This is a genomic window from Micromonospora sp. NPDC000121 (assembly GCF_042899165.1).
In the GTDB taxonomy this organism is placed as follows: domain Bacteria; phylum Actinomycetota; class Actinomycetes; order Mycobacteriales; family Micromonosporaceae; genus Micromonospora.
Map to the genome: position 1 here is coordinate 16808 of NZ_JBIAZP010000015.1, position 18495 is coordinate 35302.

Annotated in this window: 15 protein-coding genes; 4 read left to right on the forward strand and 11 right to left on the reverse strand. The window is 73.4% G+C overall.

Annotated features, from left to right (window positions below):
- Window positions 1-38 precede the first annotated feature (38 nt).
- The 7 genes from ACFY23_RS29345 to ACFY23_RS29375 all read right to left on the reverse strand — a co-directional run bounded on the left by ACFY23_RS29345 (window position 39) and on the right by ACFY23_RS29375 (window position 8923).
- A complete protein-coding gene (locus ACFY23_RS29345; RefSeq protein ID WP_350684887.1) occupies window positions 39-1547 on the reverse strand; it encodes an MFS transporter in 1509 nt (502 codons plus the stop codon).
- Entirely contained in the window at window positions 1544-3355 is a 1812-nt protein-coding gene (locus tag ACFY23_RS29350) for an IucA/IucC family siderophore biosynthesis protein (protein ID WP_350684886.1), read from the reverse strand. The genes ACFY23_RS29345 and ACFY23_RS29350 overlap by 4 nt, the downstream gene beginning before the upstream one ends.
- Entirely contained in the window at window positions 3352-3957 is a 606-nt protein-coding gene (locus ACFY23_RS29355) for a GNAT family N-acetyltransferase (RefSeq protein ID WP_350684885.1), read from the reverse strand. The genes ACFY23_RS29350 and ACFY23_RS29355 overlap by 4 nt, the downstream gene beginning before the upstream one ends.
- Window positions 3954-5252, reverse strand: coding sequence for a lysine N(6)-hydroxylase/L-ornithine N(5)-oxygenase family protein (locus ACFY23_RS29360; RefSeq protein ID WP_350684884.1), 1299 nt, complete (start codon window positions 5250-5252; stop codon window positions 3954-3956). Before ACFY23_RS29360 ends, ACFY23_RS29355 begins: the two co-directional genes overlap by 4 nt.
- Before the next feature lie 29 nt (window positions 5253-5281).
- Window positions 5282-6796, reverse strand: coding sequence for an aspartate aminotransferase family protein (locus tag ACFY23_RS29365; protein ID WP_350684890.1), 1515 nt, complete (start codon window positions 6794-6796; stop codon window positions 5282-5284).
- Window positions 6797-6977: 181 nt separating this feature from the next.
- Window positions 6978-8216, reverse strand: a complete 1239-nt coding sequence (locus tag ACFY23_RS29370; protein ID WP_350684883.1) for an MFS transporter — start codon at window positions 8214-8216, stop codon at window positions 6978-6980.
- On the reverse strand, window positions 8213-8923 hold the full coding sequence (locus ACFY23_RS29375) for a siderophore-interacting protein (RefSeq protein ID WP_350684882.1): 711 nt from the start codon (window positions 8921-8923) through the stop codon (window positions 8213-8215). The genes ACFY23_RS29370 and ACFY23_RS29375 overlap by 4 nt, the downstream gene beginning before the upstream one ends.
- 98 nt (window positions 8924-9021) lie before the next feature.
- Here ACFY23_RS29375 and ACFY23_RS29380 point away from each other — a divergent pair, with 98 nt between their 5' ends.
- Window positions 9022-11085, forward strand: coding sequence for a penicillin acylase family protein (locus ACFY23_RS29380; protein WP_350684881.1), 2064 nt, complete (start codon window positions 9022-9024; stop codon window positions 11083-11085).
- Window positions 11082-11642: a GNAT family N-acetyltransferase gene (locus ACFY23_RS29385; protein ID WP_350684880.1), complete on the forward strand. Its 561-nt coding sequence runs from the start codon at window positions 11082-11084 to the stop codon at window positions 11640-11642. Before ACFY23_RS29380 ends, ACFY23_RS29385 begins: the two co-directional genes overlap by 4 nt.
- Here the strand turns inward: ACFY23_RS29385 and ACFY23_RS29390 are convergent.
- The gene (locus ACFY23_RS29390; RefSeq protein WP_350684879.1) at window positions 11624-12472 is read right to left on the reverse strand and encodes an ABC transporter permease; all 849 of its coding nucleotides are present in this window, start codon (window positions 12470-12472) and stop codon (window positions 11624-11626) included. The two genes, ACFY23_RS29385 and ACFY23_RS29390, sit on opposite strands and share 19 nt — an antisense overlap.
- Before the next feature lie 158 nt (window positions 12473-12630).
- Entirely contained in the window at window positions 12631-13869 is a 1239-nt protein-coding gene (locus tag ACFY23_RS29395; protein WP_350684878.1) for a S8 family peptidase, read from the reverse strand.
- 613 nt (window positions 13870-14482) lie between these two features.
- Between ACFY23_RS29395 and ACFY23_RS29400 the strand changes: the two genes are divergently transcribed.
- Complete coding sequence (locus ACFY23_RS29400; RefSeq protein ID WP_350684877.1) at window positions 14483-15337, forward strand: hypothetical protein; 855 nt, start codon at window positions 14483-14485, stop codon at window positions 15335-15337.
- Window positions 15338-15550: 213 nt separating this feature from the next.
- Here ACFY23_RS29400 and ACFY23_RS29405 read toward each other — a convergent pair whose 3' ends face one another.
- Window positions 15551-17188: an MDR family MFS transporter gene (locus ACFY23_RS29405; protein ID WP_350677474.1), complete on the reverse strand. Its 1638-nt coding sequence runs from the start codon at window positions 17186-17188 to the stop codon at window positions 15551-15553.
- Window positions 17185-17664 (reverse strand): MarR family winged helix-turn-helix transcriptional regulator, encoded by a 480-nt coding sequence (locus ACFY23_RS29410; protein WP_350677476.1) that lies wholly within the window; start codon window positions 17662-17664, stop codon window positions 17185-17187. The genes ACFY23_RS29405 and ACFY23_RS29410 overlap by 4 nt, the downstream gene beginning before the upstream one ends.
- A 97-nt stretch (window positions 17665-17761) precedes the next feature.
- On the opposite strand from ACFY23_RS29410, the gene ACFY23_RS29415 reads away from it, so the two are divergent.
- Complete coding sequence (locus tag ACFY23_RS29415) at window positions 17762-18385, forward strand: TetR family transcriptional regulator (RefSeq protein WP_350677478.1); 624 nt, start codon at window positions 17762-17764, stop codon at window positions 18383-18385.
- The last annotated feature ends 110 nt before the right edge of the window (window positions 18386-18495 follow it).

The window sequence follows — 18495 nt, forward strand, 5'->3', positions numbered from 1 at the left end:
CGTGGCGGCGTCGGCGCGGTCGGCTGGAGGACGCGGGCTCAGCCGGCGCGCTCGGCCCGGCGCAGCAGCGCGGCGGCGACGCAGCCGCCGGCGAAGACGGCGACCGCGCCGACCGTCTGGCCGGTCTCCAGGGCGGAGCGGAACGCGTCGGCGACGAGCCCGCGTTCCGCCTCGGTCCCGGCGGCCGCCAGGGCGGCGGGGAACGACCCGGCGCCGGCCAGCGCGGCGGGCAGCAGGGCGGCGAACCGGGCGTTCAGGATCGCACCGAGCACGGCGATGCCGAGGCTGCTGCCGACCTCCGTCATGGTGCCGTCCACGCCCGCCCCGGCCCCGGCCTTCTCCGGCGGGATGGCGCTCATCACCGCCTCGACGATGGCCGGGTTCGCCACGGCGCAGCCGGCGCCCATCACGAGCAGCCCCGGCAGCAGCACGCCGTAGCCGTCCGACGGGGCGTGGGTGATGAGGGCGAGTCCGCCGGCGAGCAGCGTCATCCCGAGCGCGATCGACCGGGGCAGCCCGAGCCGGCGGATCACCCGGGCGGCGACGCCGGCCACGTTGAGCAGGACGATGGACAGTGCGAACGGCACCATCCGCAGCCCCGCCTCCCAGGCCGGGTAGCCGCGCACGAACTGGAGGTGCTGGGTCAGCAGGAACAGCGCGCCGGTGGCGCCGAAGGTGATCAGGACGACCCCGGAGACCGCGCCCACGAAGCGCCGGCTGCGGAAGAAGTGCATGTCCAACATCGGGTCGGCGACCCGCCGCTCCCAGGCCACGAAGGCGGCGAGGAGGAGCGCCCCCGCCCCGGCCACGCCCAGCACCGGGACGGCCGTCCAGCCGCGCTCCGGCCCCGCGATGATCGCGTAGACCAGCGCGGTCAGGCCCCCCGTGGACAGCACCACCCCGCCCAGGTCGAGGCGCCCACCGGTCGGGCGGCGCGACTCCGGCACCAGCACCCACGCCGCCACCAGGCAGACCAGCACGATCGGGACGTTGACCAGGAAGATCGCCCCCCAGGGGAGGTGGGCGAGGACGAGCCCGCCGAACGGCGGCCCGGCCGCGAAGCCCAGTGCGCTCGCCGCCGCCCACAGCCCGATCGCCCGGGACCGCTCGGCGTCGTCGAAGACCTGCATCGCCACCGCGAGGGTGGCGGTGACCAGGAGGGCGCCGCCGATGCCCATCCCGGCCCGGGCGGCGATCAGTTGGCCGCCGGACTGGGCGAGCCCGGCCGCGAGGGACCCGAGCCCGAACAGTACGAGGCCGGCCAGCAGCATCCGGCGGCGGCCGTACCGGTCGGCGGCGCTGCCCGCGGTGAGCAGCAGGCCGCACTGGACCAGGGCGTACGCGTTGATCATCCACTGGACGTCCGCGGTGCTGGCGGACAGTTCGGTCGTGAGCACCGGGATGGCCACGGTCAGCACCGTGTTGTCGAGCACCACGGTGACCTGGGCGAGGCAGAGCACGGCGAGGATCAGCCACCGGCCCCGCACCCGGCCGTCCGCGCCGCCGACCGCTGTCCCGGCGGCGGGCGCGGCAGTCGGGGCGGTCATCGGGGCGGCGCGAAGCGGGCGATGGGGTTGGTCAGGGTGCCGACCAGTTGCAGCGCGGCCGACGGGTCGGCGAGGTCGACCATCTGCCGGTTGTTGCGCAGTTGGAGCCGGTTGAGGCAGGACAGCGCGAACTCCGGGGCGAACAGGTCGTAGCGCCGCAGCCGCTCGGCCAGGTGGGGGACGCTGTCGGCGTAGTCGGCCGCGCACTCGGCGACCGTGCGCCAGAAGTCGTCCTCGTCCAGCACGCCCTCGGTGACCAGGATCGCGCTCAGGTAGCGCAGGAAGCAGTCGAAGACATCGGTGAAGATCGACAGCAGCTTCATGTCCTCGGGCACGTCGGCCCGGACCCGCCCCACCTGCGGGGGCAGGTCGGCGTCCGGGTCCATCACGACGATCTCCTCGGCGATGTCCTTGAAGACCGCCCGCTCGACCGCGCCGCCGTTCAGCACGAGGATGACGTTCTCGCCGTGCGGCATGAAGGCCAGGTCGTGGGCGTAGAAGCTGTGCAGCAGCGGGGTGAGGTAGGCGTCGAGGTAGCGGCGCAGCCACACCCTCGGCGCCAGCCCGGACTGCGCGATCAGCGCGGCGGCGAACGACCGGCCGTCGCGGTCGGTGTGCAGCAGGGACGCCATGGTGGCCAGTCGCCGGCCCGGCTCCAGGCCGGGCACCGGGCTCTCCCGCCACAGCGCGGCCAGCATCTTGCGGTACGGGGAGTACCGGTCGGTCGCCGCCTCGTACTCCAGGTGCCGGTACCCGACGGCGGCCCGCTCCCGGATGATCGTCAGCCCGGTGCGCTTGAGGACCTCGTCGGCCTCGATCAGGTCGGCGAGCCAGTCGTTGATGGCCGGGGTGGCCTCCATGTACGCGGCGGACAGCCCCCGCATGAAGCCCATGTTCAGCACGGACAGCGCGGTCTTGACGTAGTGCCGGGTCGGGTCGGTGACGTTGAAGAAGGTGCGGATGGACTGCTGGGCGAGGTACTCGTCCGGGCCGGGGCCGAGGCACACCAGCCGGCGCTGCGCCACCTCGGCGGCGAACGTGACGGAGATCCGGTTCCACCACTGCCACGGGTGCACGGGGATGAGCAGGTAGTCGGCCGGGTCGAGGCCGAGCCCGGTCAGGGTGCCCGCGAAGGCGGCGAGGGTGTCGTCGCCGAGTTCGGCGCGGACCAGGGTGTCGTAGTCGAGGTCGGCGGCGCAGGTGAAGGTCGTCCGGTCCCGGTGCGCGGCCAGCCAGACCAGCCGGACGGGGCGGGCGGCCTCCGGCGCGTACGCGCGGTATTCGTCGATGCCGAAGCCGATGCGGCCGTTGTTCGCCACGAAGCCCGGGTGGCCCTCGGTCATCTCGGTCTCGATGACCTGGAAGTCCGCGCGGGCGAGGTCGGCGGCGCTCACCGCCGGCTTGTCGAGCTTGTACGCGGTGCTGGCGAGGGTGGAGCTGATCTCCTCCAGGTAGACGGGGAGGATCTCGTCGCTGAGGCCCAGCGCGCCGCGCAGGTCGAGGCAGAACTCGAGGGCGTCGAGCGGCAGCTCGGTGCCGCCGCGGTGGCGGGTGACGCTGTCGGCATCGATCCGCCAGTGGTCCAGGGCCAGCAGGCTCGCGGTGAACCGGTAGACCACGTCGCCGTCGTCGCCGCGCACCTCGTACCGGCGCTCCCCCGTGGCCGGGCCGTCGGTGTCGGCGGGGACCGGCTCGGGTGCGAGCAGCCGTTCGTGGGCGAACTCGGCCAGCGCCTTGCGGACCAGCAGCCGGTTGGCGCGGGCCCAGCTCTCCGGCGTCAGGTGGGCCACGGATGCGGAGGGGTTCACGCGGGCAGCTCTCCTCGGGTTGCGGCGGGGTGGGTGCCGGCCGCACCGGTCGCGGCCTCGAACTGGGCGCGGGTGCAGACGCTGAGCAGCGCGTCCTTCTCCGGCTTGGCGATCCGGCCGACGACGGTGAAGCCGACGGCCGCGTTGAGCGCGTGCACGGCCGTGTTGCGCACGTCGGGCTCCACGACGACCCGCCGGGTGGCCGGGTCGGCGAACAGCCACGCCATCACGGTGGTGATCACCGCGCGGGTGAAGCCGTGCACGGGCGCGTCGGTGGGCGCGCAGAGGAAGTGCATGCCGACGTCGCCGTCGGCCGCGTCGTACAGGCCGACCAGTTCGACGTGGGCGGGGTCGTACCGCTCGGCGAGGAAGGCGGGTCGCCCGTCGTGCAGACCGAGGAACGCGTCGTGGTGCGGGTGGGCGGCGATCTGCCGGTACTCCTGCGCGACCCGGGCCACGTCGGCGTCCTGCATGAGCCAGAACGCCGCCTTCGGGTGGGTCACCCAGTGGTGCAGCAGCGCGGCGTCGGCGTCCGGGTCGAGGGTACGCAGCGCGAACTCGCCGAGCCGGTCGTCGACGCGGCGGTGCACGACCTCGGTCACGACGCGGCCCCGGCCGGCACGCCGAACTCCTGGAAGGCGATGCTCTTCTCGATCGGGTAGTGCTCGCGGCCGAGCAGCTCCCGGATGATCCACGAGTTGCGGTACGGGCCCATGCCCAGGTCGGGCGAGGTGATGCTGTGCGTGTGGGTGCCGGCGTTCTGCAGGAAGATGCCCCGGCCGGTGTGGTCGATGCTGTAGTTGCGGGCCACGTCGAAGCGGCCGTGCCCGTCCCAGCGGATGCGGTCGCGCACCGGCTCGAGGAACTCCGGGACCCGGTAGTGGTAGCCGGTGGCGAGCACCAGACCCTCGGTGTCCAGGGTGAAGTCGCGGTCCTGCTCGACGTTGCGCAGCCCCAGCGCGTACGTCCCGCTCGGCTCGTCGTACGCGGCGGTGGTCAGCGCGGTGTTGGTCAGCAGCCGGGTCCGCACCGGGCCGCCGATGCTCTTGGCGTAGAGCAGGTCGTAGATGTCGTTGATCAGGTCGGCGTTGATGCCCTTGAACAGGCCCTTCTGCGCGGACTCCAGCCGGTAGCGGGTCGCCTCGGGCAGGGCGTGGAAGTGGTCCACGTAGTCCGGCGAGGTCATCTCCAGGGTCAGCTTGGTGTATTCGAGCGGGAAGAACCGGGGCGACCGGGTGACCCAGTTCAGCTGGTAGCCGCAGGAGTCGATGTCGCCGAGCAGGTCGTGGTAGATCTCGGCCGCGCTCTGCCCGCTGCCGACGACGGTGATGCTGCGCTTGGCGCGCAGCGCCGCCCGGTGCTCCAGGTACTGCGAGTTGTGGATCGCGTCGCCGCCGAGCCCCCGGCAGGCGTCGGGCACGTGCGGCGGGGTGCCGGTGCCGAGCACGAGGTGCCGGGCGCGGTGGGTGACCTGCTCCCCCGTGGCGGTGACCGTGGCGCGCACGACGTAGTGCTCGTCGGACGGGTCGAACTCGACGGAGGTGACCCGCCGTCCGAAGCGGACGTTGCGGAGCTTGCCGGCGGCCCAGCGGCAGTAGTCGTCGTACTCGCTGCGCAGCGGGAAGAAGCTCTCCCGGATGTAGAACGGATAGAGCCGCCCCGACTCCTTCAGGTAGGCCAGGAAGGAGTACGGGGAGGTCGGGTCGGCGAACGTGACCAGGTCGGCGATGAACGGCGTCTGGAGGCGGGTCGACTCCAGCAGCATCCCGGGATGCCAGCTGAAGGTGTCGCGCGCCTCCAGGAAGAGGCCGTCGAGATCCTCGATCGGTTCGGTCAGGCAGGCCAGGCCCAGGTTGTACGGGCCCAGCCCGACGGCGATGAAGTCGTGCGTCGACATGCTGTTATCTCCAGAGCGGGGACGGGTCGTCAGCCGACGGGGCAGGTCAGCTCGGCGGTCGCCCTGGTGTTCGCGTACCAGCCGGCGTGTTCGGCGACGAGGTCGAGGACGTGGGCGATGTCGTCGAGCGTGGTCTCGGGGTTGAGCAGGGTGAACTTGAGGTAGTGCGCGCCGTCGACCGTGGTCCCGGCGACCAGCCCGGCGCCGGAGGCCGCCAGCGCCTCGCGGGCGTACAGGTTGGCGTCGTCGACGAGGTCGCGGCCGGGGCCGGTCGGCAGGTAGCGGAAGACCACGGTGCTGAGCTGGGAGCGGGTGACCACCTCGAAGCGGGGGTCCTCGGTGAGCATCTGCCACGCCTCGGCGGCGCGGTCGACCACCTCGTCGAAGAGCGCGCCGACGGCGTCCGGTCCCATGATCCGCAGGGTCAGCCAGAGCTTCAGCGCGTCGAAGCGGCGGGTGGTCTGGATGCTCTTGTCGACCTGGTTGGGGATGCGCTGCTCGACCATGCGGGCGGGGTTGAGGTAGTCGGCGTGCCAGGTGGCGTGCCGCAGCACCCGCCGGTCGCGTACCAGCAGAGCGCTGGAGCTGACCGGCTGGAAGAACGACTTGTGGTAGTCGACGGTGACCGAGTCGGCCCGTTCGATGCCGGCGAGCAGGTGCCGCCGGGTCGGCGACACCAGCAGCCCGCAGCCGTACGCGGCGTCGACGTGCAGCCAGACGCCGGCCGCCGCGCAGACGTCGGCGACCTGCGGCAGCGGGTCGATGGTGCCGAAGTCGGTGGTGCCGGCGGTGGCCACCACCGCCATCACCACCAGCCCCTCGCCTCGGCAGCGGTCGATCTGGCGGGCCAGCTCGTCCGTACGCATCCGCCGGTCGGTGTCGGTGGGCACGGTGACCACCGCGTCCGCGCCGAGGCCGAGCAGCTTGGCCGCCTTCTGCACGCTGAAGTGGCCGGCCGCCGAGGTGATGACGCGCAGTCGGGACAGCAGCTCCGGCCGGGACGGCTGCCCGGTCGCGCGGCCGGTCAACCGGGCGCAGGTCTCCTCGCGGGCCAGCAGCATCGCCTGGAGGTTGGACTGCGTCCCGCCGCTGGTGAAGACGCCGTCGGCGGCCGGCCCCAGACCGATGCGGTCGGCCGTCCAGTCGACCAGCCGGCGCTCGATCAGGGTGCCGCCGGCGCTCTGGTCCCAGGTGTCCAGGGAGGAGTTGACGGCGCTGAGCACGGCCTCGGCGAGCAGCGCGGGGATCACCACGGGGCAGTTGAGGTGCGCCAGGTAGCGGGGGTGGTGGAAGAAGACGGCGTCGCGCAGGTAGACGTCTTGAAGCTCGTCGAGCGCGGCGCCGGTGTCGCCCAGCGGCCGGTCCAGGTCGATGCCGGCGATCCGGGGCGCCAGCTCGTCCGGTGTCACGCCCGTGAACGGCCGGTCCGCGCCGGACACCCGGGTCGCCACCCGGTCGATGCCGGCGGCCAGCACGCGCCGGTAGTCCTCGACCGAACCGGCGGTGAACAGGTGGGCGCGGGCGCCGTTCGCCCCGGGGGTCATCCCGGTCGACGGGGCCTGGACGGTGGATCCGGGCAGGCTCATGCGGGTCCTCAGCGGTCGGGAGTGGATGCGGTGCGGGGGACGTGGACGTCGCCTTCCGCCGTATCCGATGATCGAGCGAACTTAGGTTACCCTAACCTAAGTTCATGTCAACGATGTTGCCGCGTCGCATCGATTTCGCTCAGTTCGGCGCCGCCGCCAACACCCGCTCCCCGGGTGCCGCGCCGGCGGAGCGCCGGAACCGCCGCTGGTGCGCCACGCCCACCGCGACGCCGAGTCCCACCAGGACGATGGCGGCCACCGCGACCGCGGGATAACCGACCTGATCGGCCGCGGCCAGCGCGACGGAGGCCGCCACGAACGAGCAGACCAGCCCGAACGACGACAGCACGGTGAAGTCCGTGCCGCCCGTGCCGGGGCGGGAGTAGTCCATGTTGACCGTGTAGAGCACGACGTTGGCGACCGTGTAGGCGGCCATGAAGCAGCACAGGGCGGCGACCGTCCCGCCGAGCGGGGCGCGGCCGTTCATCAGCGGCAGCAGCATCGCCGTGGACGCCGCCAGCGCCACTCCTCCGGCGACGAGCACGCCGGCGCGCCCGAACCGGCCGATCCCGACCCCGGCGACCAGTCCGGCCGCGACGGCCGGGACGCTGGTCACCACGCCGGTCACCACGCCGATGCGTTCCAGCGACCAGTCCGCGTCGACCAGGGCCGGGGTGACGAGGGCGTACGCCGCGCCGGCTCCGGTGTAGACCAGGGGCACCACGCCGAAGGTCCACCACCGGCAGCCGGGCTGGCCGAACACGGACAGCAACGCCCGGTAGGCCTGGCCGGTGCGGACGCGGTCGGCGCGGGCGGGCTCCCGGAACCGCCACACCACCAACAGTCCGACGGCGGTCAGCACGGCCAGCAGCAGGATCGCGGGCACCCAGCCGAACCGGTCGTAGACGATCACGCAGGCGCCGCCCCCGAGCAGGTTGCCGACGTAGCTCGCGGCGACCTGGATCCCGTTGCCGGCGCCCCGCGCCCGCTCCGAGAGCAGCCGGACGGCGACCGCGTCGACGGCGATGTCCTGCGTCGCGGAGAGGAAGACGTACGCGACGCAGATCGCGACGACCGGACCGAGCTGCTCGGCCGGGCGGTCGAACGGCAGCAGCGCCAGCAGGGCCAGCACCAGGCCGCCCTGGAGCACCAGCAGCCAGGACCGGTAGTGGCCGCGGCGGCGGGAGCCGTACCGGTCGAGGATCGGCGCCCAGAGGAACTTGACCGGCCAGACCAGGCCGACGAACTGCAGCAGCGCCAGCGTGTCGAGGGAGGTGCCGCCGTCGCGCAGGATGGCGGTCAGCCCGACGGTGATGAAGCCGATGCCGAGGTACTGGGTGACGTAGAGCGCGGTGAGGGTGCCGAGCCGGTCCTTCACCGGGCGCTCCAGTAGCCCAGCGAGGTGACCTGGTGTTTGCCGACGCCCAGCGTCCGCCGCACGTGCCTGGTGATGCCGCGCGTGCTGGCCGCCTCGCAGGCCACCCAGTAGTGCGCGTCGGCGGCGGCGGGCAGCGCGGCGCAGACGGTGTCGACCAGGTGCTGCCCGCCGTCGCGGCGCGGCACCCACGTGACCTCGTGCCCCGCCCGGGCGCGCGGCGTCAGGGCCTTCTCGCCGTCGTCGGCGTACTCCAGCCAGACCGTGGCCGGGACGTCGGGGGCCGCGTCGAGCAGGCTGTTCACCGCCGGGAGCGAGGCGGCGTCGCCGACCAGGTAGAGGTGCCGCGGTGCGGGGTCCGGCAGGCTGAACGCGCTGCCCTGCATGGTGGCGTCGATGGTGTCGCCGGGCTTGGCGTTCGCGGCCCAGCGGGCGGCGCACCCGTCGTGGATGGCGAACTCCAGGTCGAACCGGCCCGTCGCCGGGTCCGGGTCGACGAGGGTGTACGCGCGCTGGTGCGGGCGGCCGTCGTTGTCGAACCACAGCCGGATCCACATGGTGGGGTGCACGCCGCACGCCTCCAGCAGCCCGCCGCCGTCCATGTGCAGGCGGCGGTAGTTCCCGCCCACCGATTCGGCGCCGAGCACGGTCAGCCGGAAGTCACGGCCGCCCATCGCCTTCAGCACCAGGGCTTCCCAGTTTCGCTTCACGCACCCCTCCAGGTAAGGTCTGCCTCAGTTAGGGGAGGGTAACCTAAGTTGACGTTCCTGTGGCAGGCGGCACGGCCGCCCATCCGACCCGCGTCGCGATGACCGGCGTCTATCGCGACCGGTGGGGCGTCCCCCACCTGCGCGCCGACACGGTCGACGACCTCGCCCGGCTCCAGGGGCGGGTGGCCGCGCTCGACCGGGCCTGGCAGATCGAGGTCGAGCGGTGGCGCTCGGAGGGTCGCCTCGCCGAGCACGTCGGCCCCGCGGAGCTGGGCTGGGACAGGTTCGCCCGCCGCGCCCGCCTCGACGACACCGCGCGGCGCTGCTTCGACCGGCTCGCCCCCGCCACCCGGCGGTGGGTCACCGCCTATGTGGACGGGGTCAACGAGGGGCTCGCCGAGGGCGCCGCGGCGGCGCCCGAGTTCGCGGCGGTCGGCTGCGCCCCGGGCCCGTGGCGGCCGTGGTCGCCGCTGGGCGTCTTCCTCGTCCAGCACGTGCTCTTCTCCACCTTTCCCAACAAGCTGTGGCACGCCCACGTCGCCGGCGCCCTCGGCCCGGCGGCGACCGGCCTGTTCGCCGTCGAGGGCCCCGGCGGGTCGGGCAGCAACGCCTGGGCGGTGCCCGGTGACCCGGTCACCGGCCGGGCGCCGGTCGTCGCCGGCGATCCCCACCGCGTCCTCGAACTGCCCGGCATCTACCAGCAGGTGCGCCTCGCCTGCCCCGAGTTCGACGTGCTCGGCTTCGCGTTCCCCGGCGTCCCGGGCCTGCCCCACTTCGGACACGCGGGCGAGGTGGCCTGGGCGGTCACCAACGCGATGGCCGACTACCAGGACCTCTACCGGGAACAGGTGCGCCGCGACGGCGACCGGGTGCTGGTCCGCGAGGCGGACGGCTGGGCGCCGGCGCACCGCCACGTCGAGCGGATCGAGGTACGCGGCGGCGAGCCGGAGTCCGTCGAGGTGGTCGAGACGCCCCGCGGGCCGGTCGTCGACCACGACCGGGACACCGGCGAGGCGATCAGCCTGCGCACCCCGAGCCGGGTCGAGGGGCGCCTCGGCTTCGACGCGCTGCTGCCGCTGCTGCGGGCGAGAAGCGCCGACGACGTCGCCGACGCGCTGCGGGACTGGGTCGAGCCGGTCAACAGCGTCCTCGTCGCGGACCGGCACGGGGCCGTGGTCCACCTGGTCGCGGGCCTCGTCCCGATCCGCGACGACCGGTGCCGGCGGGAGCCGGTGCCCGGCTGGGATCCGCGGTACCGGTGGCACGGCGGCTACGCGCCGCCGCGCCGCACCGCCGTCGACGGGGTGGCGGTCTGCGCCAACGACCGGCGCCCCGACACCGCCGACCTCGGCGTCGACTTCGCCCCGCCGCACCGCGCGCGCCGCATCCGCGCCCTGCTCGCCGAGGGCGCCGGCGCGGCGGCCGTACACATGGACACCCGGCTGGAGGCCGCGGCCCTGCGCGGCGTGCTCGACCGCCTGGACCCCGCCGGCCTCGGCGAGCCGGCGCGGCGCCTGCGGGAGCGCCTGCTCGCGTGGGACGGGCGGATGGGGGCCGACAGCACGGACGCCGGCGCCTTCGCCGCCTGGCGCGCCGCCCTGGTCCGCCGGCTGCACGACGAGCCGTGCCTGCGCCCGCTGCGCGCCCCGAGCGCGTTCGACCCGCTGTTCGCGCCGTGGACAGATTCGCTGTCGCGCATCGGCCACGCCCTCGACGGGGTCGTCGCCGGGCTGCACCGCCTCGGCGGGGACGTCGGCCCGGTGGCGGCCGGGGCGCTGGCGGACGTCGCGGCGGGCGACCCGCCCGGGCCGTGGGGCCGGCGGCACGTGCTGCACCCGGTCCACCTCGGCGTGGAGCCGGCGGTCGACGCGGCGGTACGCGCGATGCGGGAACGGGTCGCGCTGGCCGGCGACACCGACTGCGTGCTGGCCACCTCCAGCGTCCCGGGCGTGTCCGACGCGTGCTGGCGCGGCCCGGTGGCCCGCTACGTGTGGGACCTGACCGACCGCGCGGACAGCCGCTGGGTCGTGCCGTTCGGCGCCTCCGGACGGCCCGGTGACCCGCACTTCGACGACCAACTCCCACTGTGGGCCGGCGGCGAACTGGTCCCGGTGGTCACCGACTGGCGAGAACTCACCCCGGAAGCAGGAGAGACACCGTGACCTATCAGGAGAAGATCCCCGGATTCGGCGAGCTGTCGCTCGTCGTGCTGGACCCGAAGCGCCACGCGGAACTGGTGCACGGCTGGGTGACCGAGCCGCGGGCGTCGTTCTGGGGCATGGGTTCGCACTCGGTGGACGACGTGCGGAAGATCTACGAGTTCGTCGACGGGCTCGCCACCCACCACGCGTACCTGATCATGCTCGACGACACGCCGATCGGCCTGTTCCAGACCTACCAGCCGGAGGCGGACCCGGTCGGCGAGCGCTACACCGTCCGGCCCGGCGACGTCGGGATGCACCTGCTGCTCGCGCCCGGCAACCGTCCGCCGCGCGGCCTCACCACCGCCATCGGCCCCGCCCTCGCCCGCTACCTGTTCAGCGACCCCACCCGGCAGCGGATCGTGGTCGAGCCGGACGTGCGCAACCAGCGCGCGCTGGACCGGCTGGAGCGGGAGGGCTTCACCTTCGGCGACGAGGTCGACATGCCCGACAAGCGGGCCCGGTTGGCGTTCCTGACCCGGGCCCGGTTCGAGGCGGATCACCCCGTACCGGCCTGACGGTCGGCGGGTCCGGGCCGCCCTCGGCGCCAGGCCCGGACCCGCCGGCCGTTCCCGTCCGCCCGCAGGTCGAACGGGAGCAGCTCCGCCCGGGCCGGGCGCAGCCGGCCGCGGGCGGCGAGTTCGACGGTGAGGACGACCGCGACCGCCTCCACCGCGAGGAGTCCGACCAGCACGACCAGCTGCGTGATCCCGGCCGTGAGCGGACTGGCGCCGCCCAGCAGCACCCCGACGAAGGCGCCGGGCAGCGTCACCAGGCCCACCGTGCGGGTCTGGTCCAGCGCCGGCACCAGCGCCTGGCCGGCCACCGGACGGCACACCAACAGGACGGCGTCCCGTGCCGGCAGCCCCAACGCAAGGGCGGCCTCCACCTCTCCCCCGCGGGCGGTGAGTTCGTCCAGAACCCGCCGGCCCGCCAGCGACGTCGCGGTCATCGCCCCGCCGATGAGGATTCCCGCCACCGGGATCACGGCGATCCCCCGCAGCGGCACGAGCCCCGCCGACAGCAGCCCCGCCACCACCGCCATGCTCCCCGCCGCGATCGGCACGCCCGCCCACCAGTTCCACCCGCCGGTGATCCGCCGGCCGGAGGTGGCGGCCGCCACCGCGCACATCAGCACGACGAAGGCCGCCGTCGCCCACAGCGACGCCACGATGGCGGTGATCAGCAGCGACACGGCCGCCAACTGGATCGCGGCGCGGCCCGCGGCGACCAGCACCTGCCGACCGTGCCCGAGCCCACCGGCCCGGACCACGACGGCCGCCACCACGGCCAGGGCGACCAGGGCGACGGCCAGCTCCGGGCCGGCCACCAGCATCGTCGAGGACATCCGGCAAGTCTGCCGGCGCGCGGGCGACCGCAGGACGGCGGCCCCGCACCGACCGGCGCCCGGGCTCGGCGGACACCGCCGGGGAGGCGGCGAGGGATCGGCCCGGACGCGGGCCGGCCCCGGGGCGGGACGCCTCGGGGCCGGTGCGACGCGGACGGTCAGAAGGTCGGGGCGAGGTAGAGCAGCCGGTTCGGCGAGCCGCTGCCCGGGTTGGTGATCACGTTGAGCGTGGCCTGGCTGACCAGGTACGAGTGGACCTGGGCGGGCGTCCAGGTCGGGTTGACGCTGAGCACCCGGGCGGCTGCGCCGGCGACGTGCGGCGAGGCCATCGAGGTGCCGCTGATGGACGAGGTGGCGGTGTCGCTGGTGGACCAGGCCGACAGGACGCCCACGCCGGGGGCGAACATGTCGGTGCAGGTGCCCCAGTTGGAGAACGAGGCCCGCGCGTCGTTGCTCTGCGAGGCGTTGACGGTGAGGGCCGTCGGGACCGAGGCCGGCGAGTAGTTGCAGGCGTTGGCGTTCGAGTTGCCGGAGGCCACGGCGTAGCTGATGCCGTCGGCGATGGAGTTCGCCACGGCGCTGTTCAGCGAGCCGTTGTAGGAGCCGCCGAGGCTCATGTTGGCCACCGCCGGCTGGCCCGCCTGGTGGTTCGAGGTCACCCAGTTGATGCCGGCGATGACCTGCGCCCAGGTGCCGCTGCCGGAGCAGTTCAGCACCCGTACGGCCACCAGCCGGACGTTCTTCGCGACGCCGTAGGTGTTGCCGCCGACGGTGCCCGCCACGTGCGTGCCGTGGCCGTTGCAGTCGGTGGCCGGCAGCGCGTTGTCGACCGCGTCGTAGCCGTGCACGGCCTGGCCGGCGAAGTCGACGTGGGTGGTCCGGATGCCGGTGTCGATGATGTACGCGGTGACGCCGGTGCCGCTGCTGTTGTAGGTGTACGTGCGGCTGAGCGGCAGGGCCCGCTGGTCGATGCGGTCCAGGCCCCACGGCGGGTTGGTCTGGGTGGCCGTCGTCGTCACGGTGTGGTTCTGCTCGACGTAGTCGACGGCGGGGTGCGCGGCGAGCCGCTTGGCGGCCTGCTCCGACAGCCGCACCTCGAAGCCGTTGAGCGCGTCGCCGTAGACGTGCCCGACCGTCCCGCCGAAGCGCGCGGCCAGCGAGTCGGCGCTGCTGCGCACCTCGGCCTGCCGGGTGCCGGCCCGACCGCCGACGCTGCTGTCCTTGAGTACCACGATGTAGCTGTCGGCCACGGCCGTCGCGCCGCCGGCGCTGCGGATCTCGCCGGTCGCCGAGGCGGCTGCCGCCGGGGCGCCGATCATGGTGGTGACCATGGCGGCGCTGGCGAGCACGCCGACCGCGCCGGCGAGGGTACGCCGTCGAGTGCGAGGGAGTGTCATCTCCCGGTCCTCCTACTGTCGTGGCCTTCGGGTGGCTCGTGGCGCACCCGGCAGGCGGTGGACGATGAGGAAACCTTAGCCACCATATTCATCGCCGTATATTTCCTTGGTGTTCACGATGTGAGGACGATGTTGAAGAGACCGCACGTGAAGGCCTTGCGCAAACTGGCATCACATTGAGATACGTCGACATCTTGGCCTGACCGTCGGGACGGGATGGCGACGGCGGCGGCACCACCGCGCCCGACAGCGGGCCACAGCGCGCCCCGGCCGAGGCCCGCCCGGCCGTGCGACCCCGTCCACATCGCGGACCGGCGGCATGGGTGATCCTCGCCACGGGAAGGCGCGCCTGACGCGGTGTCCGCATCCGAGCGGCGCGAGGAGCGAAAGCCCGCGCGGTTGCACGGATCCACGTCTCCGACGACCCCCGGGCCGCCGCCGGGGCCCTCGACGTACGGCAGTCACCTTCTATACAAAGAGTGATGGCGGTTTCGCGGCGGCTATGACCTGGACCTCGGCCGGATCGCCGGCAACTGTCGCGATTTGGAGCGCTCACTACCCTGTTGCTTGATCCCCGTGCCTGGGCACACGTCGACAGCGATAAGGGCTTCAGATGACCGACAGTCACCCTCCGTACGGAGGGCAGCCGGATCCGAACGTCACCCCGTGGAGCGGGCCGCCGGCCCCGCAGGGCGGGTACCCCGGATACGGCCAGCCAGGGCAGCCACCGCAGCTCGGGGCCCCCGTCCCCCCGCCGCAGAAGTCGAACAAGGGCCTGATCATCGGCCTGTCCGCCGCCGCCGTGGTGGTCCTGCTCGTGCTCTGCGGCGCCGGCATCGGGTTCGTCCTCGTCAACAACGACGACGATCCCACCCCGGTCGCGTCCGCCACCCCGACCGGACCCGGCACCGAGCCCAGCACCGACGCCACCCCCACCCCCGGGGAGTCCGAGTCGCAGGATCCCGGCAACAGCAACAACGCGGTGACCGCCCGCTACTCCAGCGACCTGGCCGACGTCTGCGAGGGCAGCCAGATCCTCAACGCGGCGCCCTACTCCGGCGCGGCCGGCGCCAAGGCGTACGTCTTCTCGAACAACCCCGACCGGCTGACGTACTGGTCGTCGAAGTCGATCGCCTCGAACAAGCCGTACTACGCCAAGAGCGCCGACTTCGAGACGGTCTCCGTGGTCGGCTGCCTGAAGTTCGTGGAGGGCAGCGAGGGCACGCCCCGCAAGTGCCAGTACAAGGACAGCTCAGACAAGCAGGTCACGATCGACTACATCTCGTCGCGCTACGAGCTGACCTTCTACGCGGCGAAGACCGGCGAGAAGATCGGCGACGGCGGCACCGTCAGCGCCCCGGCGAACCGGTGCCCGAGCTTCATCTCGTACAACAAGACCACCATGAAGTCGTACGCGTCGCCGGACACCGGCACCATCGAGGCGGCCCTGGACAAGTTCCTGTCCTGAGGCGGCTCGGACATCGGGGAGGGACGGTCACCGTCCCTCCCCGACGTGTTTCCGGCGTCCGCCCGCACCCGTGGCGGGAGAGGGCGCGGCGCCTTCGGCCGCGCCGCCGTCGGGCGGGTGCGCCGACCCGACGCCGGCTCCACGCTCCCCCGCCGACGAACGGGGCCGCCGCCGTCATCCGACGGCGGCGGCCCGGCGTGCGTGGGCCGGACCTCAGCGGCGGGCCGGCGCCTCCTTCGCCACGGCGTCCACGTCCACCTGGTCGAAGGCGGGAGCACCGTCGACGGCGTCGGCGGCGACGGCCGCCGAGGTGGCGGCGTCCGGCAGGTCCAGGCTGGTGCGCAGGGTGACCGGCTTGAGCAGGGCCGCCGCGACCACGCCGACGACGGCGATGGCCGCGGAGATCAGGAAGATGTGGCCGGTGGCGTCGCCGTACGCGGCCCGGACGATCTGCTGGACCACGGCCGGCATGGCGTCGATGTTGAGGCTGCCGGTCCCCCCGCCGGAGGTGGGGATGCCCGCGGCGGCGAGGTCCGTGGTGATCTGCTCGGTGACCCGGCGGGCGAGGACCGCGCCGAGCACCGACACCCCGATGGTGCCGCCGAGGGAGCGGAAGAACGCCACGGTGGAGCTGGCCGCGCCGATGTCCTTGAGGGAGACGGTGTTCTGCACGGCGAGGACGAGGTTCTGCATGGTCATGCCGACCCCGACGCCCACGATGAACATGGCCGCGCCGACCAGCACCAGCGACGTCTCGTGGTCGATGGTGCCGAGCAGGGCGAACCCGACGACGAGCACGACCGCCCCGACGAGGATGTAGGGCTTGATCTTCCCGGTCCTGGTGATCAGTCGCCCGGCGACGATCGACGAGCCGAGGACGCCGGCCATCATCGGGATGGTGAGCAGCCCGGCCTCCGTCGGGCTGTAGCCGCGGCCGATCTGGAAGTACTGGCCGAGGAAGACGGCGCCGCCGAACATGGCCATGCCGACCGCCAGGCTGCCGAGGATGGCCAGGGCGGTGGTGCGCTGGCGGACCAGGTCGAGCGGGACCACCGGCTCGTCCGCCCGCGTCTCGACCAGGACGGCCAGGGCGAGCAGCAGGACCGCGCCGCCCACCATGGCCGCGCTCTGCCAGGAGACCCAGGCGAACGAGTCGTCGACGAAGGAGATCCAGACGAGGAGCAGGCTGACCCCGGCGGCGATCAGGGTGGCGCCCAGGTAGTCGATCTTCACGTTGTCGCGGCGGACCGTGGGTAGGTGCAGGGTGAACTGGAGCAGGATGAGCGCGATGACGGCCACGGGGACCCCGACGAAGAAGCACCAGCGCCAGCCGAGCCAGGACGTGTCGACGATGAGCCCGCCCAGCAGCGGGCCGCCGACCGTCGCCACGGCCATGACGCCACCGAGGTAGCCGTTGTACCGGCCGCGCTCCCGCGGCGGGATCATCGCCGCGATGGCGACCTGGACGAGGGCCTGGAGGCCGCCGACGCCGATGCCCTGGAACGCGCGGGCGGCGATGAGCTGGCCGGCGGTCTGGGCGAGGCCGGCGACCACCGAGCCGACCAGGAAGAGGACGATGGCGACCTGCACCAGGAGCTTCTTGTTGAACAGGTCGGCGAGCTTGCCCCAGATCGGGGTGGTCGCGGTCGCGGTGAGCAGGGTGGCGGTGACCACCCACGTGTACTGGGTCTGCGACCCGTTCAGCGCGCCGATGATCTTCGGCAGCGCCGTCGAGACGACGGTGCCGCTGAGCATGGCGACGAAGAGCACCAGCAGCAGGCCGCTGAGCGCCTCCAGCGTCTGCCGATGCGTCATCGGCGCGTCGCCGGTCGTCGTGGTGGGTGCGCTCATCGCGCGGCCTCCAGGTTGTCGTGGTGTCCGAGGGCGGTCTCGACGTCGCGGGTGAACCGGCCGAGCGCCTCGCTCAGCGCCGCGATCTCGTCGGGCGTCCAGTCGGCGAGCGCCCGGTCGAGCACTCCGCCGTACCAGTCGAAGATCTCGGCGAGGGCGGCCCGGCCGTCGGGGGTGACGGTCAGAACCCTGGCCCGCATGTCGGTGGGGTCGGCGCCCCGCTCGACCAGGCCGAGCCCGACGAGCGAGGCGATGGCGCGGCTCACGGTCGACGGGTCCAGCCCGGTGCGGGCGGCGAGCTCCCGCGCGTGGCAGCCGGTAGGAAGCCGGTCGATCTGCATGAGCATGCCGACCAGGCCGAGCGGCACGAGCGGCCGCACGTCGGCCCGGCGCCGCCGGATCAGCCGTACGGTCCTGACCAGTTCGTGCAGCCTGGTGCCGAGTTGACGAGCGGTGCCGTCCACCGTTCCCCCCACATCGCAGATGGTTGCCACACACAAGCATCTGCCGATCTTGCCCATTGGGCAAGTTTGCGCGATGAGAAACGAGTCACGTCGGCACTAGGCTGTCGGCATGGACGAGTCCACCGGGCTACGGGAGCGCAAGAAGGCGGCGACCCGCCTCGCCCTGCACGAGGCGGCCCTGCGCCTGGCCTCCGAGCACGGGCTCGACCGCGTCACCGTCGAGGCGATCGCCGACGCCGCGAACGTGTCCCGCCGGACGTTCTCCAACTACTTCTCGAGCAAGGAGGAGGCGATCTTCCACGGCGACGCCGTACGGCTGCGCCGACTGCTGGAGCTGGTCCGCCAGCAGCCGCCCGACGCGTCGCCGTGGAGCGCGCTGAGCCGGGCCGCCGAACACCTCGCCGAGGAGGCGTACGGCAACACGCCGCCCTCCTGGCTGGTCCGCCGCCGCCAACTGCGGGGGCACCCGGGACTCGTCGCCCAGCAGATCGCGGCGTACACCACCATCGAGCGCGAACTCGCCGACGAGTTCGTCCACCGGCTGGCCGGCCCCGACCCGGAGCTACGGGCCCGGGTCCTGGCGGCGACCTTCCTGGCCACCCTGCGCGTCGCCGTCCAGCACTGGATCGAGCACCCCGGCGGGCCGCTGCGCGACACCCTCCGGGCCGCGCTCGCGGAGGCGGCGACCGCGCCGGCCGTCGAGGCCGCCGCTCCCCCACCTGGCACCACCTGAGCCCACAGCGGCCGCCCACGCCGCGTCCGCCGCCGCGGGCCCGGCATCGGAACTCGCCACCCTCGTCATCGACTTCCTCGACGCGGCGACTCCCGACCGCGCCGCCGCGG